Source organism: Pseudodesulfovibrio mercurii (assembly GCF_000189295.2).
GTDB classification, from domain to species: Bacteria; Desulfobacterota; Desulfovibrionia; order Desulfovibrionales; family Desulfovibrionaceae; genus Pseudodesulfovibrio; species Pseudodesulfovibrio mercurii.
Genome location: NC_016803.1, coordinates 1,648,095 through 1,663,040, shown reverse-complemented (window position 1 = coordinate 1,663,040; position 14,946 = coordinate 1,648,095). Strand labels below are relative to the sequence as shown.

Below are 14,946 nucleotides of genomic sequence, written 5' to 3'. Positions count from 1 at the left end.
AAGGAATCATTACGTGCTTCAAAATAATCCCGAACTCAAAAGCAAGATCAGCCAGCTCTGGAACAAGTTTTGGGCTGGCGGCATTTCTAACCCGCTCACCGCCATTGAGCAGATCACCTACCTTCTATTCATGAAGCGCCTCGACGACTTGGACCAGAAGAAACAGGCTGATGCTGAATGGACCGGCGAACCCTATACATCGAAATTTGAGGGGTTGTGGATTCCTCCTGAATTCCGAGGCAAAGAAGACGAAGATAAGTACGCTGTCGATAGGCACACCCTGCGCTGGCGCGAGTTCAAACATATGCAGGCCGAGGAGATGCTCCAGCACGTCCAGACCAGGGTCTTTCTTTTTCTTAAGGATATGAACGGGGCAACGTCCAACTTCACCCGCCACATGGAAAATGCTGTCTTCATCATCCCCAAGCCTGCCCTGTTGGTAGAGGCGGTGAAGACCATCGACGAGATCTTCGAGATCATGGAGAAGGATTCGCAGGAGAAGGGCCAAGCCTTTCAGGACATCCAGGGCGATGTCTACGAAATGCTTCTCTCCGAGATCGCCACGGCGGGCAAAAACGGCCAGTTCCGCACTCCACGCCACATCATCAAGCTGATGGCCGATTTGGTGCGTCCGCAACTGGGCCATCGCATCGCCGATCCGGCCTGCGGTTCCGGCGGCTTCCTGCTTGGGGCCTACCAGTACATCGTCACGGAGTTGGCGAAAAAGGCCGGGGCCAAGGATCTACAGCCCGACGAAGACGGTTTTGTCCGTACCTCGGTGGCTGCGGGGCTCACCGAAAAGGCTCAGGCCATCCTGCAAGCTTCGCTCTTCGGCTACGACATTGATGTCACCATGGTGCGCCTGGGACTAATGAACCTGATGATGCACGGCATCGACGAGCCGAACATCGACTACAAGGACACCCTCTCTAAGAGCTATCTTGAGGAGGGTGAATACGACATCGTCATGGCCAACCCGCCCTTTACCGGCAGCATCGACAAGGGCGATATTAACGAGAACCTCACGGTAGCCACCACCAAGACCGAGTTGCTTTTTGTCGATAATTTTTATCGTCTGCTGAAAAAAGGTGGCACTGCCTGCGTCATCGTTCCGCAGGGGGTGTTGTTCGGCTCGGGCAAGGCCTTCAAGGCCCTGCGCGAGATATTGGTGGACCGTTGCGACCTCAAGGCTGTGATCACTATGCCAAGCGGCGTGTTCAAGCCCTATGCCGGGGTCAGCACCGCAATCCTGCTTTTTACCAAGGTATGGGGGCCGAAAGAAAAAGTGACGCAAGCGGCCACGGAGCATGTCTGGTTCTACGAGATGCAGGCCGACGGCTACTCCCTGGACGACAAGCGCAGCAAACAGGAAGGATATGGGGATTTGCTGGATATCGTCGCCCGGTTCCATGAGCGGAATACGGAGAAGGATATAGATCGCACCGCGAAATGGTTTATGGTGCCGCGAGCTGAAATCGCAGACGAAAAGAACGGCTATGACCTTTCTATGTCGCGGTACAAGAAGGAGGTGTTTGAGGAGGTCAAGTATGATGCGCCGGGGGTAATTCTGAAGCGGCTTCTGAAGGAAGAAGTCGGCGAGGTGGAAGACGAGAGCTTAGGCAAAGTTAAAAGTGGGATTGTTCGGGAACTGCTGGGACTGAGGGAGATGATTGGATGACCTGGGGCTTTCGTACACTTGATGCACTACTAGATAAATCCGGTACCGATAGAGCCGGTAAGCAGGATCTCCCAATTCTTTCAATCACAATGAGTGATGGGCTTGTCGACCAATCGGAAAAATTCAAAAAGCGTGTCGCAAGTCGAGACACAACCAAATATCGGATTGCTCACCGAAATGAGCTAGTTGTTGGCTTCCCAATAGACGAAGGGGTTCTGGGGTTCCAAACAAAATATCCGGCTGGGATTGTAAGCCCAGCATATGACATTTGGAAGCTTAAGTCCCCAAATGATACTTTTATACCATACCTTGAAAGATATTTGCGTTCTAATCAGGCCCGCCAGATTTACGCATCAAAGATGAAGGGTGCTGTCGCTCGTAGAAGAAGCCTTTCCAAAGTAGATTTCTTAGGGTTAGAGATCCCATTCCCTTCGTTCGACGACCAAAAGCGTATTGCCCATCTGCTCGGCAAAGTAGAAGGACTGATCGCCCGGCGCAAGCAACACCTGCAACAACTCGACGACCTGCTCAAAAGCGTGTTTCTGAAGATGTTCGGCGATCCCGTGAGGAATGAGATGGGGTGGGAGACGGAATTACTTGGAGAACTAGCAACAATTGAGCGAGGTCGGTTCTCGCCACGCCCACGGAATGACCCGAAATTTTATAATGGGGCCTATCCATTTATTCAAACTGGAGACATAAGTCGATCGAACGGACGGCTTCGAGAATATACCCAGACGCTTAACGAGCTTGGCATCAAAGTCAGCAAAAAATTCGATGTCGGCACGATTGTGATCGCAATTGTTGGCGCGACAATCGGCGAAACAGCCATTCTTCAAATTCCCACCTATGCCCCTGACTCCGTCATCGGCATTACTCCAAAGTCTGCAACCAAAGAAACAGAATCTGTTTTCATAGAATTTTTGCTCCGTTTCTGGAAACCAGTGCTCAGAGCTAGAGCGCCTGAAGCGGCAAGGGCAAACATTAATATTGAGACATTACGCCCTTTGCCCGTTATCTGTCCTCTGGACAAAGATCGAGAAAGGTTCGCCACAATCGTTGAAAAGGTCGAAGACCTCAAATCTCGCTATCAGCAAAGCCTGGCCGATATGGAATACCTCTATGGTGCCTTGAGCCAGAAGGCATTCAATGGTGAACTGGATTTGTCTCGAATTGTTCTGCCCGATGAGCAACAAGATGCTATGGCCGAAGAGTATCAACCTCAGGAGATACAAGAAGACAATACAGCCATTAGGTCTCTGGAACTTTCGACTCCAGACATTGAAGCATTACTGGAGTTGGCGACGCCCGATGGGCGCAAGCCGACCATTGAGCAGTGGTTAAAAGAATGCATCGGGCAGATGAGGGTTGGTGAGACTTTTTCTGCTCAACTATTTCTGGAGAAAGTTCTGAACAAGATGATTGAGTTGGATCATGATGGGTTGTTTGAAGATTGGGGACGAGATGGGGAGCCCAAAATAACTATTGCAGACTACGACAGCCTGAAGGACATGATTTTTAAACTTATAGAAAACGGCACCTTGATTCAGGCTTTCGCTACTGGAATTAATTCTTTGCAAGTGGCTCCCGCCTAACGCTGAACACCATGAAGTTGCTTTATATCAAGATCACTGATCCCAAAGGGTTTCGCAGCCTTCAGACGGGATTCGAATACCGCTTTCGTAGCGAATGGGATTTGGAGGAGGAGCAAGGATTCGCTCCTTTTGTCTGTGCGGGGCCCAATGGCAGTGGCAAATCAAATCTGCTGGAAGTGCTTGCGGCGATTTTTTATCATATGGAATGTATTTATTTGGCAAATAAGCCAGATAGCTTTGTTTATGACGAAGAGGCAAACCCCAATGGATTTCAAGGGTCAGTGTCTACGCCAGATGCTTTTGAACTTACATATAGATTTAATCTGATAGACAAGAATTACTATACCCCTGCATCCGCAGGAGTCGCTCAGGCTGGCAGAACATTAGCCGGAGTAACAGAATTCCGAGATCGTATACGCCCGGTGGAGATACATATATCCAAAGAACTGGGGAAACATCCCGTGGTCACCCAAACCGACCTCAAAACCGGAGAACAAGAAGAGCTGATTGACGGACAAAAAATTCGTAAAATTCTACCCGAATTTGTACTGGGTTATTCGTCTGGGGAAAATGAAATCCTCAGCCTGCCATTTTTTAAGATGCGCTTTGTTCAGTTCGACGAATATTGGGACGCACTTCAAAACCAATTAGACTATCCCGGCCGTCCGGAATCACGCCTGGCTTACCTAGATAGCAACTTCAGCCAAGCAATTTTACTTTGTAATTTACTCTATCATGATCGGGAGACCCTCAAGCCGTTTCGTGAAGATGTCGGAATTGAAGAAATAATAAAATTTCGTATTATTATTCGTCTAAGTATCGAGGTCAGCCTGGACCAGGCGCTTGGATTTAGTCGAGGCGAAAATCCAAGACCTCGGAAGATGCAAGAGGTCGGGCTAAACCATCCTGCAATCGAGATAACAGAAACAGGAGATGAGTCTAGATCAACATACAGAGCAAATTTAATAGAATTGCTCGAAGGTGAAGAAGAATCAGATAAGCTGATTAGTCGATTGAAGCGCTGTGCAACGTGTTCATATGAAGACGAAGCAACAGATTCACTTTATCTGGACTATTACGTTACAGAAGAAACAAAGCAGGCTTTTTCTAATAATTTTGACTTTGAGGTTAACAAGTCTCCCATAGCCCTTTTTCAGGCGTTTCAAGTCCTTTTGATGCTTAATCTTTTCTCGGTAAGCGACACTCTCAAGTCGGATCTTTATCAATCAGACAGCCTGTATGTTTCGGAAACCGTCCCAACGTTGGCGTCAGATGAACGTATTGTCCGTTTTAAAGATTTTTGGCTCAAGAAGGAAGGAGTGGAAGAGCCCGTTCTTCTTAAGTCCCTATCTGACGGTGAACACCAATTGTTGCATAGCCTTGGCCTTTGTTTGTTGTTTAAGAATACCCAAAGCCTCTTTTTGCTTGATGAGCCGGAAACGCACTTTAACCCGAACTGGCGTTCAAGTTTTATATCCCGGCTACACGACTGTTTTAAGGGGGCTGGCGATAACCACGAGATGCTGATTACCACTCACACACCGTTTTTGATCTCAGACAGTAGCCCAGACAAGGTGTTGGTATTCAATAAGACCAATGGGATAGTTTCCGTGATCCGTCCCGACTACAATACCTTGGGTTCGTCCATCAACAAGATCACCATGGCTACCTTTGACAAACGTGAGACCATTGGCGGTCATGCTCAGTCGCAGCTAGACGCCCTCCGCCGCCGGTTTGAAGAAGGTGAGGATAAAGATCAGGTAATTGCGGAGATCAATCGCCAACTAGGCGATTCGGTAGAAAAAGTTCTGCTCATCAAGACCATTCTCGACAGTATGGAAGGACAGAGTTAATGCTGTTCGCCTACACCTATGTCCCCCATGCGATGGAAAAAATGCAAGAATTCATCGATTACATTTTTTCCGAAGTGTGGTGTAAAGCACCAATTGGATTGGATTTCAGTCTTGACCTGTTTGACGATAAGCCAGACTTAAGAGAAGTTCTCTCCTCTTTCGGCTTTGCCGCAAGGGCCCCCGAGCGGGGTAAACAATTCTATAGTGATATCAAATTAATTTATGAACTTTTTGCTGATTTGACATCACCCCAGATTAGCCATCTGAAACAGTGGTATCAGGCCAACAACGACATCGAAAAAATATGTGCCAATGCCCCTGCTGTCCAGATCGTTCGCTATGCAGATATTTCTGTCATCCATCCCATCCTGGGCGAGCAATTGGCTTCTTTTTTTAAGGGACTTTATTCTCAGGGCTTGCTTGGACTTGTGGCGCTACGGGAAAAAATCGGCGATATTGATGACCACTATAAGGCTTTTATTCACGCTAATACTACCGGGAAATGTCCTTTTTGTGGCCTCGGTGATATAAAAGGCATGCACCACACCAGGCGTGAGGCTTACGATCACTATTTCCCCAAGGCTCTATATCCATTCAATTCTATCAATTTTCATAACTTGGCCCCGGCCTGTAACGAATGCAACAGCACCTATAAACTCAGCAAAGACCCTGCATACAATACGGTCGGGCGACGTAAGTCTTTTTACCCCTATGCGACGGGTGGTCACCGAATTGAGATTGCTGTCGATCTACACAGCCCAGATATTGATCGTCTGATGTCCACCGACATTCAACTCACGTTCGGCCCAGCTGCCATCCATGAGGAGATTGAAACCTGGAAAGAAATGTACGGCATCGAAGAGCGTTACAAGGCAAAATGTTGCGGTAGTGATGCCAAGGACTGGTTGGAGCAAGTTCGTATTATGCAAGACCGTGGAATTGTTCCTGCCGACTCGATAAATGACATCAAACAACAAACGGCAAAGTCTCCGGTTGCCAACAGTAACTTTCTCAAATTGGCTTTTCTCGAAGGCTGCCAGAGGGCAGGGATTTTTGAGGTTATGACCCCTTAACCTCCGTCCTTGAATACAAATATGACCAAACGTTCATTCAATGTAACGAACTCACTCTTTTCCTAAGATCCTATCCCAAGCCGCAATGTGGTTTCGGAATCCATAATCGATCATCTCAAATTTTCTGCCCAACTGCTTGGCTGCGACCCTCAGAGTTCCGGTGCCTGAAAAGGGATCAAGAATCGTGTCGCCTTCTTTGCTCAATGCGGAAACCAGGTTTTTGATTACCTCCAGAGATTTTTGAGTGGGGTGAAGGGCCTTGGAGCCTTTTCCCTTTGTCCACTCTTCATCTGGGTCAGGCATTATCCGTTCCTTTCCCGATGTTTTCCCTATGACGGTATGATTTTTATAATAATTCCCCATGTCGAAGTATGAATCGTCCGAGCAGGCATGTAGCCCGAGTTCAAAGCTTTCCTGAAACATACCTTTGTTGTACCCGACTGAATCAGGCTTGCACCAAGCATACTTGCGCAACTTGGTGAAGTAGCGGGAGAGTTCTCGATACCAGGTGCCGAATTGAAAGTCCGAGCAGAAGACAAAAACATTGCCGCCAGGTTTCAGGACCCGATGAAACTGGTAAGCCAGGACGTCGATCTGTAGCTCTTTACAATCCCATTCCTTGCTTGCAATTCCGATTTCGTAAGGTGGGTCCGTGATTATGGCTTCGTACCGATGGGCAGGACAATTCCCCAGAAACAGGTAGGCGTCATTGTTGTGGATGTCGCCGTCTTCCGACGATGAGGTCACCCCCAGATAGTCTTGTTTCCGAAGGTCTTTCAAGCGTCACCTGCCATCGGTTTCCCGTATTCCGGTTTTTGGTTTTTCAAGATGAATGTTCGCATCCGGTCAAGCGACTTTGAGCTCAGCCCCGGATTGAGGGCTTTACGTCGTTTGGCTTGTAGTTTCGGATCGTTCGTCGAGTGGCACTGCTCAGCTGCATGAGCCATTTCCGGGTCATTTTCCAGTATGCTCATCAACGCCTTATACGTGTCGTTGTGCATGGTGACGAGAACGATACGAACGAACTCCGGTATGGGGAGGTCATAGGCCAAGGAAAAGTCTAGGACCCGATCCAGTGGAATGGGAGCGCGCCCTTTCTCGATCTGGGATATGAACGAGCTGGAGTATCCCAACTTCTGGGCAACCCATCTGAGGGGCTTATGCCGATTCTCCCGGACAATCTTCAGATAAAGCCCGACTTCTTCCTTCAACAATTGTTCCGGGGTCTTCACGGGGGTGAGGTCAACGTCATCATCTTCAGCCATGGTTAATCAACCACCTTATTAACAGTGTTAAGCAACTAATTGCTTAACCCTGTTAATAAATAAGTTGCTAATCAGTAGCAAGGGATTTGTTGCTTTTTTGGGGTGGATGCGTGAGCAGGGATCTGAGGATATCCCTTGAGCCGGAGTCGAATCCGCCATCCCTCTCGCCGTCGCCTGCGTTGATGACGACGCAAGCAAAGTCGCCGGGGCAAGGCCGGATCGCGAAGCGTCCGCCCGAAGGGCTTGGCCTTGCCGTGGCGGCTGCTTGCGTCACGCTCGCTGGAAAAACGGCGGGAGGAGCAAATATCCCTTCGCAGAAGCTTGCGCGAAAGTTTCGTGGCGTCATATGGTTGGGCATATCCACCGGATAAATCGGTCACCAGAAGGAGGTAAAACGCACCCAAGGCGCGTTCATAAGTTTTGACGCAAGTCTAAACTGATGAACGCTTAAGTAGGCACTAACATGCCGTAACGCCAAAGACTTCGCTGCCGTTCATTTCCAAACGGCACGCTTTCACATCCAAACGCCAGGCTGAAACACAGCACCCCCGCCGGACAAACGACAGGTATCTACAAATCTGCCGTTGTCGAAATTCCCCCACGGCCACCGCTTTATGCGCAGGACGAATGAGCCTGCGTGGTGGCACACCTTATTAAATGGATTCCTGAATTTTCCTTCAGTGGGAAACGGACATTGATTTGTCCCGTGTCGGTTGTTGTGTGGCGCATTCGCGCCATAGGCAGGTCATTTCCCGGCAAACGGGGAAGGTCTGACCTGCTTTGTCCCGGGGCGTTGCCCCGAATTTCAGGAAGGAGATTCACATGAAATCCATCAGTCTGGTACTGGGCGCGAACAGGGCAACCCTGTCCGGCCCGCGTTCGAAGCAGAATAGGGTCCGTCAGAATGCCCGAACTTTTGCCAAGCGGCTTCGCCGTGCAGGGTTCGGGGTTCGCAAATGGACCAATGTCACGAACAAGCACTTTTCGGATGTTGCCCGGCAAATGCAGGAAGAAGGCAAGGGTGACGGGCGCATCACCGAAATTTTTTCGGCGGCCCGTGCCCTTTGCAAGGCCTACGGAAATACCGGCATCAGCCCGACCAATGACGTGTTCGACGTCCGGCGGGGCAGCATTGCCAACGCCAACAGCAAAGCGGTTGCCCCCGCCTTCGTGCAGGGGGCAATCGACAAGCTGGAAAACGAGTTTGGCTATGAATACGGTTCCCGGTGTGCCGCCCAAATTCGCCTGCAATGGGAACTGGGCCTTCGTCGAGAAGAGTCGGCCAAAGTCGATCTGGTCAAGGACTGGAATAGGGAAGGCCGCAGCCTGCTCGTCCAGTATGGGACGAAAGGGGGACGGCCGAGGACGCTGACCAATCTGTCCGACAAGCAGCAGGACGCTCTGGAACGGGCGTTGCCATATATCAGTCAATCCAACAGACCGGGGGTACATAATCTCATGCCTGAAGGGATGGGCGACAAGTGGCAGGAAAAACTGTCCTACGCGGCTAGGCTTTGCGGGTTTACCAAGAAAGAAAGTGGGTGGACGCTGCACAGCAACCGTCATGAACGGTTTCACCGCCTGTACGTTAAGCACACGGGCTTTCAGCCGCCCAATCAGCACTCTTCAGTAAAAGTCTTGCAACAAACTGCCTATGACGTGGCAGGGGATGAATGGCCTCGGCTTGACGCCGAAGCCCGTGACGAAATCGAAGTGACCGCAGGACATTCCGCAGGAAGGCGGGATGTGTCCGATGCCTACCTTGGCAGTTCCCGTTAGAAGAAGCCCCGCCATTCCCGGTGGGGTTTCCTTTTGGGCGTGAGGTTGCCTGGAGATGAATCGCCTGAGCGATTCATCTCCAGGCAACCGTCCTCCGCGCCCGTCGGCTTGTGGCCGATGGGCGCGGAGGACTTTCACTGGGCAGGAGCAATACTTGTAGAAAAAGTGAAAATATCCGTTTCCGGTTCCTTGCTCTCAAATATACCGGCGTGCTTAAACTGAAGGGTTGGCTGGGAGTCCCGCACCGGGACAGGTGTTTAACCTTTTGGTTTAGGTCGCATGTCGAACGCATTGAAGGTCAAGGATGTCGCCCGAATCCTGAATTGTTCGGAAAGCCTGGTCAGAACTCCGGCCATGCTTGCCGCGCTGGGGGCTTTTCGGATTGGGAAACGGGGCATCCGATTTCACCATGATCTGCTCAAGGCGTACATCGCCAGGGGACAGGTCGGCCATGCAGAAAAGACGCCAGTCACGGACGAAGGCGGTAGCCGGTCAGATTTGACGGATCGTCATGGCATTTGGTAACTTCAATACTGGTAAGCGACCTTCCCTGCAGGAGAAAATATGCCTTACAAGGAAGGAAAACGGTGGAGGGGCGTGGTGCGTTTCGCCCCGACACATGGTCCGATCATCAGGCGCACGAAGTTCTTTGAAACCAAGAGACAGGCAGAGGATTGGGAAGGCGAAACCGTCAAGGCATTGAAGGTGGCCGATCAGAGAAACCCTGCCAAGGCCGATGTGATTGGCCGGGCTCTGACCGTGACGGAATGGGCGAATCGTTACCTCGATCACGTCGAGGCCACGATGTGCCGGAAGACCTACAACGAAAAGCGGTTGGCTTTCCCGCGACTGGGGTCTTTCCTCAGGGACGACCGGTCGCTGGTCGGGCGAATCAGCCTTCACGTGGCTCTGGAACATCTGGCCAGGGTTTCCAAGGCGGTATCCGGAAATTCGGCGAACAAGGATCGCAAGAACCTTGCCGCAGCCTGGGTGTGGGGGATCAAGTACCTCAATCTGGACCGGGACAATCCCTTTCAGCATGTGGACAGGTTCCCCGAGGATCGCCACCCGCGCTATGTCCCGCCGCTGGACGATTTCCGCAAGGTGCTGGACCTGGCCGGGCCTCGTCGTCGGCAACTGCTGTTGCTGGCCTTCCATACCGCGCCGCGCAGGAGCGAGCTCTGGAAGCTCAAGTGGAGCGAGGTCGACTTCGGATTAGGGCTTGTCGGCTACTGGACACGGAAGCGTCGAAGCGGAAACGCGGAATTCGATGAGCTCCCCATGTCCGCAGGGCTTCGAGCCAAGCTGGCCGAATGGAAGCTGGTGTCCGGCGCCGAGGACCTGGTCTTCGGCAATCGATTCAACGGTCTTTTGGACCCTAACAATCGGTGGCTGAAGCGGTTGTGCACCGAAGCCGGGGTGAAGCCGTTCGGCTTTCATGGCATCCGCCACCTGGCGGCCCGAGTGGCTATCGACAACGGTGCGACCATCATGGAAGTGAAGCACCTGCTTCGGCACAAGTCCATTGCCACGACCCAGCGCTACATCCTCCGGGTGAAGAAGACCACCGGTGCCGTGGATGCCCTGGATGCGGCCCTGGGCGATGCGGTCGGGAGCTGATCCCGGAAAAATGACACTTGCGGGTGACACGTGAAAAGGAAAAGGCCTTACGCGGTGTGCGTAAGGCCTTGTATTTCCTTGGCGTCCCCAAGGGGATTTGAACCCCTGTTAACGGCGTGAAAGGCCGTCGTCCTGGACCAGGCTAGACGATGGGGACGCAGGTGGCTGGGCTGCAAGGACTCGAACCTTGATTAACGGAGCCAGAATCCGTCGTCCTGCCAATTGAACGACAGCCCAACAGCGAGAAGTTGATTTAAGGGTTGGCCCCTTTTATGTCAACTTCTTTTTTGCACAATTTAGACGGCCCGGGCGAGCCGACGGGTGCGCTTCTTCAGCTTGGTGATCTGACGGCGGATGCGATCGCGCTGGGTACGGTCCTCGGTCGCGCTCTTCTTCTCGCGCAGGGCGCGGATCTGCCGCTTGATCTCGTGGATCTGCTTCTTGTAGGGGGAGATCTGCTCCTCTTCGACGATGCCGAAGACTTCCTTGATCTCCTGGACCAGCACTTCCTTTTCCTTGCCGGAGGCGCCGGAGATCATGGGGAGCTTGTCCATGCACAGGGCACGCAGCTCCTTGGCGGTCATCTTCTCAAGGGGCTTGGTCAGGCCAAGCTCGTCAAAGGAAATCTCTTTTACTTCTTCGCTCATGGTGTACTCCTTAAAAAAATACCTGAAGCGGAATTGTGTTACGAGTCGTCAAACATTCGCTGGTAGGCCCGGTAGCACCTGCCAACAGGCGAATCCGGGTCCAGCTGCTCATTCAAGCTGCCTAACTTCTCAGGTTTTTTAAGTTTCCTCGGAGGCTTAGGGGCCTCCGGCCGGATCACTCCGTCCAAAGGAACTCTGCCGTTTAGCAGTTCGAACACCACTTTGTCAAAGACTTCCTGTCCCAAAAATTCATTGACCTTTTTGAGGATCATGGGGCCGAGATACTGGGCCTCCTGCATGACGATGGGATCGCCCGCGGCCAGGACCAGCCTGCCGCCGCGATGACCCACGGGCCGCGCCATGGCGGCCATGTCGCCGAGCAGCTCGTCCCAGGCCCGCCACAGCATGACCAGCCTGCGGCCGCCCGCCCGGTCCAGGCCGTCCAGCAGGCCCGGCAGGGCGTCGCCCACGCTCTGGGCCTTGTTCCGGCGCTTGGGCCGGTCCGTTGTGCGTCGGTAGGCCATGGTCATATCCCCGTGCCCTTGGGCGTCAGCCGGATGGTCACGATGGACGGTTCGAGCACGTAGGCCTCGCCGCTGCGCTCCTGCTCGTCCACCTCCCTGGCCGTTTCCGCGGCCACGGCCTCGGGGTCGCCGCCCTTGATGATCCCGGAGATGACCCCGTCGCGGATGGCGCGGTCCGGTTTGAACTCGCGGCGCACCACGACCTCGACCTGCTCGTACCCCTCCTTGACGATGGTCAGGAGATGGTCGGACCGGCGGTCCAGACGGACCGAGCAGGGCGTGGACCCGCAGGCCCTGTCGCCGTCGGCGTACACCACGGCGCCCAGCGGGTCGGTGGACACCGGAATCTTCTGTTTGGGCACGCCGCAGCCGAAGGCCGTGAGCAGGCAGGCCAGGGCGGCCAGGGCGCAGAGGGTTCGGGCCATGGTCGCTCCTAGATGCACGTGCGCGCGCGGTAGTTGACCAGGATGGCCGGGCAACCCGGCGACAGCGCCACCTGGATGGTGGTGGACCCCACCGAGGGCTTGGCGTGGTCCTCGCTGGACGAGTACTGGGCCATGATGACCACGTCCGCCTCCTGCCAGCGGGCCTGCTTGAGGATTTCCACGTAGGGCAGCCCCTCCCAGCAGTGGAACTCGTGGTCGACGCCGTCCAGGGCCCGGGCGTAGCGGCTGTGCATGCGGGCCAGGGCCTTGTCGATGAAGACCTCCATGGACTGCATGTAGTACTCGGGATTGGGCGTGACCTGGCCCACGTCGAGCACGTGGAAGATGTCCAGGTGCGCCCCGAAGGAGGCGGCCATCTGCACCGCGTAGCACAGGGCCGAATCCGACGGGGTGGAAAAGTCCGTGGCCATGACGATGCGCCTGATGGACGCCCCGGCGGGCATGGGGTTGGTGACCACCATGACCGGGCAGAACACGTTGGCGCAGACCTTGCGGATGGTCGTGTCCACCACCCCCCACATGCGGTCGGCCCGGTGCGGCGGCCGGGTGTGGTGACCCATGATGATGAGGTCCACGCCCTCGGCGTGGATGATCTTGAGCATCTGCTCGTGGGCCACGCCCGTGGTCACCCGGATGGAGTGCCTGACGTCCTTGAGGTCCTCCTGGAAGAACTCGGCGATCCTGGCCTCGGCCGAAGCCAGCAGCCGGTCCCGGTCCGCCGGGTCGTCGAAGGCGCACCACGCGTCCTGCGCAATGGGCAGGGCGTGGAACAAAATGACTTCCGCATTGCGCGAACGGGCCAGGTCGAAGGCCGCCTTGGGCGCGGTCTGCGTGTCGATCTGCGGTGTCACCGCCAACAAAATCTTCGTGAACATTGTCCTGCTCCTTGTCCGGCCGGTAGAGTCCCCGTGGCGCTTCGCCCACCGGCTTGGCGAATGTCCTAGGGTACTATCGCAAAAATTCGTCGTCCTCCGCAACCATAATCCCATTTGGCCCCGGTGTGCAAAAAAAGTGGAGGGGAGGGCGGTCCGGCCGCTCGGACGGCCGTCCAGAAGGGCAGCGCGGGGCGATCCGACGTCCCGTTGCCGGAGACGGGCGAAAAGATGTAACGCAAAAGAGCGGTGCGGCGCGGCGGCGTATTCTATAGGATCGTGGTCCGGCGGGCCGCGGGTCCGGAACCGCACCCTTCTATATGGACTGCCGACTATTATTGTCGTATTAAGCGTGATCCCTCGGAGGCAGGTACAAAGCCCAACATAACAAAAACATGGGTGTCCGCCGCACGAGAGGAAGGGACGTCCGGGGCTCGCCTCAGAGACGTCCCGAGGGTTCCCGCCAATGCGTCCGGCGACGGTTTGCCGGCTTGCCGGTTTGGACGTCGAGCATTTGATGCACGCCCAAGCGCTTGAGGCTGGATTCGGATGTACTTCAGCCCCAAGGGCAGTGAGAGCAGATGGATAGACAAACAGTTGTAAAATGGGGACAGGCCCTTCTTTCCCTGTCCATTCTCGTCGGCCTCGGCGCATATCTATGGAATCATCGGGGTACATTCGCGGGGACGTTGTCGCTGCCGTACTGGCAACTCGTCGCGATGGCGGCCCTTGTCCTGCTCAACTGGACGGCGAATTCCATTCCGCTGCTGGTTTTCACTCGGCTTGCCGGGAAGCGTATCGGGTTCTGGGAGAATTTTTTCGTCATGACTGCGGGAATGCTAGGGAACTATCTTCCCATGAGCCTCGGCACGATTGTGCGGATGCGTTTTTTTAAGAATGTCGTGGGGATGGACTATTCAGCCTTTGTCGGGATAATGATGGCCCGCACTATGTTGCTCGCTCTTATCGCGAGCTTTTTCTGTTGCCTCGGGTTGGTGGGTCTGAAGCTGGGGGGATATTCGGTGCCCGTGGCGGTTTACTGTCTTTTCGCCGGAGTGTTCATTGCGGCCCTGGCGGCATTCTTTTTCCCCGTTGCCAAGATCTCCGTCCGCAATCGCTTCTTGCAAGGGCGGTTGGAAAAACTGACGCAGGCCCACAGGACCATGCGCCAGACGCCGAAGGCCCTGTTGACCGTCCTCGGCTGCATTTTGTGCCAGGAGATATTCTTCAGTCTTCGCCTGTACATTTCCTTTACGGCCTTTGGTGTCGCCGCGCCCATCTGGCTCTACCTCATCGTGGGGCCCGCTTCCTCGGTGCTCACCTTCGTCACCGTGACGCCGGGCAATCTGGGCGTCAGGGAGTGGGTCATCGGCGTTCTCGCTGCATCCACGGGATTCAATTTCCAGGCGGGCTTTTTTGCCAGCACCCTGGATCGCGGCGTCATGCTGGGGCTGACCTTTGTGCTGGGAGGCATCGGTATGGTCCACGCCTTGCGCCGGTCGGCGCAGGGGACCCGAATCCCGGCACGGGAGGCAGGCGCGGGCGAGTGACCGGCGGGGGCGCGTATCATTTGATTGTATGTATTAGTTTCGTT

Annotated in this window: 14 protein-coding genes and 2 tRNA genes; 8 read left to right on the top strand and 8 right to left on the bottom strand. The window is 54.1% G+C overall.

All coding sequences use genetic code 11. The features are described 5' to 3' along the window. The first annotated feature begins 13 nt into the window (after nucleotides 1-13). Genes DND132_RS07610 through DND132_RS07595 form a run of 4 tightly spaced genes read left to right on the top strand, consistent with a single transcriptional unit; the run spans nucleotide 14 to nucleotide 6,199 of the window. Nucleotides 14-1,678: a type I restriction-modification system subunit M gene (locus tag DND132_RS07610; RefSeq protein ID WP_014322135.1), complete on the top strand. Its 1,665-nt coding sequence runs from the start codon at nucleotides 14-16 to the stop codon at nucleotides 1,676-1,678. Beyond that, nucleotides 1,675-3,273, top strand: a complete 1,599-nt coding sequence (locus tag DND132_RS07605; protein WP_014322134.1) for a restriction endonuclease subunit S — start codon at nucleotides 1,675-1,677, stop codon at nucleotides 3,271-3,273. The genes DND132_RS07610 and DND132_RS07605 overlap by 4 nt, the downstream gene beginning before the upstream one ends. 11 nt (nucleotides 3,274-3,284) lie before the next feature. Next, complete coding sequence (locus DND132_RS07600) at nucleotides 3,285-5,126, top strand: restriction system-associated AAA family ATPase (RefSeq protein WP_014322133.1); 1,842 nt, start codon at nucleotides 3,285-3,287, stop codon at nucleotides 5,124-5,126. Further along, nucleotides 5,126-6,199, top strand: coding sequence for an HNH endonuclease (locus DND132_RS07595; RefSeq protein WP_014322132.1), 1,074 nt, complete (start codon nucleotides 5,126-5,128; stop codon nucleotides 6,197-6,199). The genes DND132_RS07600 and DND132_RS07595 overlap by 1 nt, the downstream gene beginning before the upstream one ends. A 51-nt stretch (nucleotides 6,200-6,250) precedes the next feature. Here the strand turns inward: DND132_RS07595 and DND132_RS07590 are convergent, their stop codons facing one another. Beyond that, complete coding sequence (locus DND132_RS07590) at nucleotides 6,251-6,979, bottom strand: DNA-methyltransferase (RefSeq protein WP_014322131.1); 729 nt, start codon at nucleotides 6,977-6,979, stop codon at nucleotides 6,251-6,253. After that, nucleotides 6,976-7,464, bottom strand: coding sequence for a helix-turn-helix domain-containing protein (locus DND132_RS07585; RefSeq protein ID WP_014322130.1), 489 nt, complete (start codon nucleotides 7,462-7,464; stop codon nucleotides 6,976-6,978). Before DND132_RS07585 ends, DND132_RS07590 begins: the two co-directional genes overlap by 4 nt. An 822-nt stretch (nucleotides 7,465-8,286) precedes the next feature. Between DND132_RS07585 and DND132_RS07580 the strand changes: the two genes are divergently transcribed. The 3 genes from DND132_RS07580 to DND132_RS07575 all read left to right on the top strand — a co-directional run bounded on the left by DND132_RS07580 (nucleotide 8,287) and on the right by DND132_RS07575 (nucleotide 10,863). Then, nucleotides 8,287-9,243, top strand: coding sequence for an integrase domain-containing protein (locus tag DND132_RS07580; RefSeq protein ID WP_014322129.1), 957 nt, complete (start codon nucleotides 8,287-8,289; stop codon nucleotides 9,241-9,243). Nucleotides 9,244-9,522: 279 nt separating this feature from the next. Continuing rightward, on the top strand, nucleotides 9,523-9,768 hold the full coding sequence (locus tag DND132_RS18175) for a MerR family transcriptional regulator (protein ID WP_014322128.1): 246 nt from the start codon (nucleotides 9,523-9,525) through the stop codon (nucleotides 9,766-9,768). A 39-nt stretch (nucleotides 9,769-9,807) separates the two neighbouring features. Next, complete coding sequence (locus DND132_RS07575) at nucleotides 9,808-10,863, top strand: tyrosine-type recombinase/integrase (protein WP_014322127.1); 1,056 nt, start codon at nucleotides 9,808-9,810, stop codon at nucleotides 10,861-10,863. 79 nt (nucleotides 10,864-10,942) lie between these two features. Here the strand turns inward: DND132_RS07575 and DND132_RS07570 are convergent. The 6 genes from DND132_RS07570 to DND132_RS07545 form a co-directional block, all read right to left on the bottom strand. Continuing rightward, nucleotides 10,943-11,020: transfer RNA gene (locus DND132_RS07570), tRNA-Glu, on the bottom strand. Between the two features lie 5 nt (nucleotides 11,021-11,025). Continuing rightward, a tRNA-Gln gene (locus tag DND132_RS07565) sits at nucleotides 11,026-11,100 on the bottom strand. Nucleotides 11,101-11,159: 59 nt separating this feature from the next. After that, a complete protein-coding gene (locus DND132_RS07560) occupies nucleotides 11,160-11,510 on the bottom strand; it encodes a hypothetical protein (RefSeq protein ID WP_014322126.1) in 351 nt (116 codons plus the stop codon). Between the two features lie 38 nt (nucleotides 11,511-11,548). Continuing rightward, nucleotides 11,549-12,034: a DciA family protein gene (locus tag DND132_RS07555; protein WP_041915742.1), complete on the bottom strand. Its 486-nt coding sequence runs from the start codon at nucleotides 12,032-12,034 to the stop codon at nucleotides 11,549-11,551. Nucleotides 12,035-12,036: 2 nt separating this feature from the next. Beyond that, nucleotides 12,037-12,459 carry a PEGA domain-containing protein gene (locus DND132_RS07550; protein WP_014322124.1) on the bottom strand — a complete coding sequence of 141 codons (423 nt, stop codon included), beginning with the start codon at nucleotides 12,457-12,459 and terminating at the stop codon, nucleotides 12,037-12,039. Nucleotides 12,460-12,467: 8 nt separating this feature from the next. Continuing rightward, complete coding sequence (locus DND132_RS07545) at nucleotides 12,468-13,355, bottom strand: universal stress protein (protein WP_014322123.1); 888 nt, start codon at nucleotides 13,353-13,355, stop codon at nucleotides 12,468-12,470. A gap of 578 nt (nucleotides 13,356-13,933) precedes the next feature. Between DND132_RS07545 and DND132_RS07540 the strand changes: the two genes are divergently transcribed. Further along, nucleotides 13,934-14,902: a lysylphosphatidylglycerol synthase transmembrane domain-containing protein gene (locus DND132_RS07540; protein ID WP_081475908.1), complete on the top strand. Its 969-nt coding sequence runs from the start codon at nucleotides 13,934-13,936 to the stop codon at nucleotides 14,900-14,902. Nucleotides 14,903-14,946: the final 44 nt, after the last annotated feature.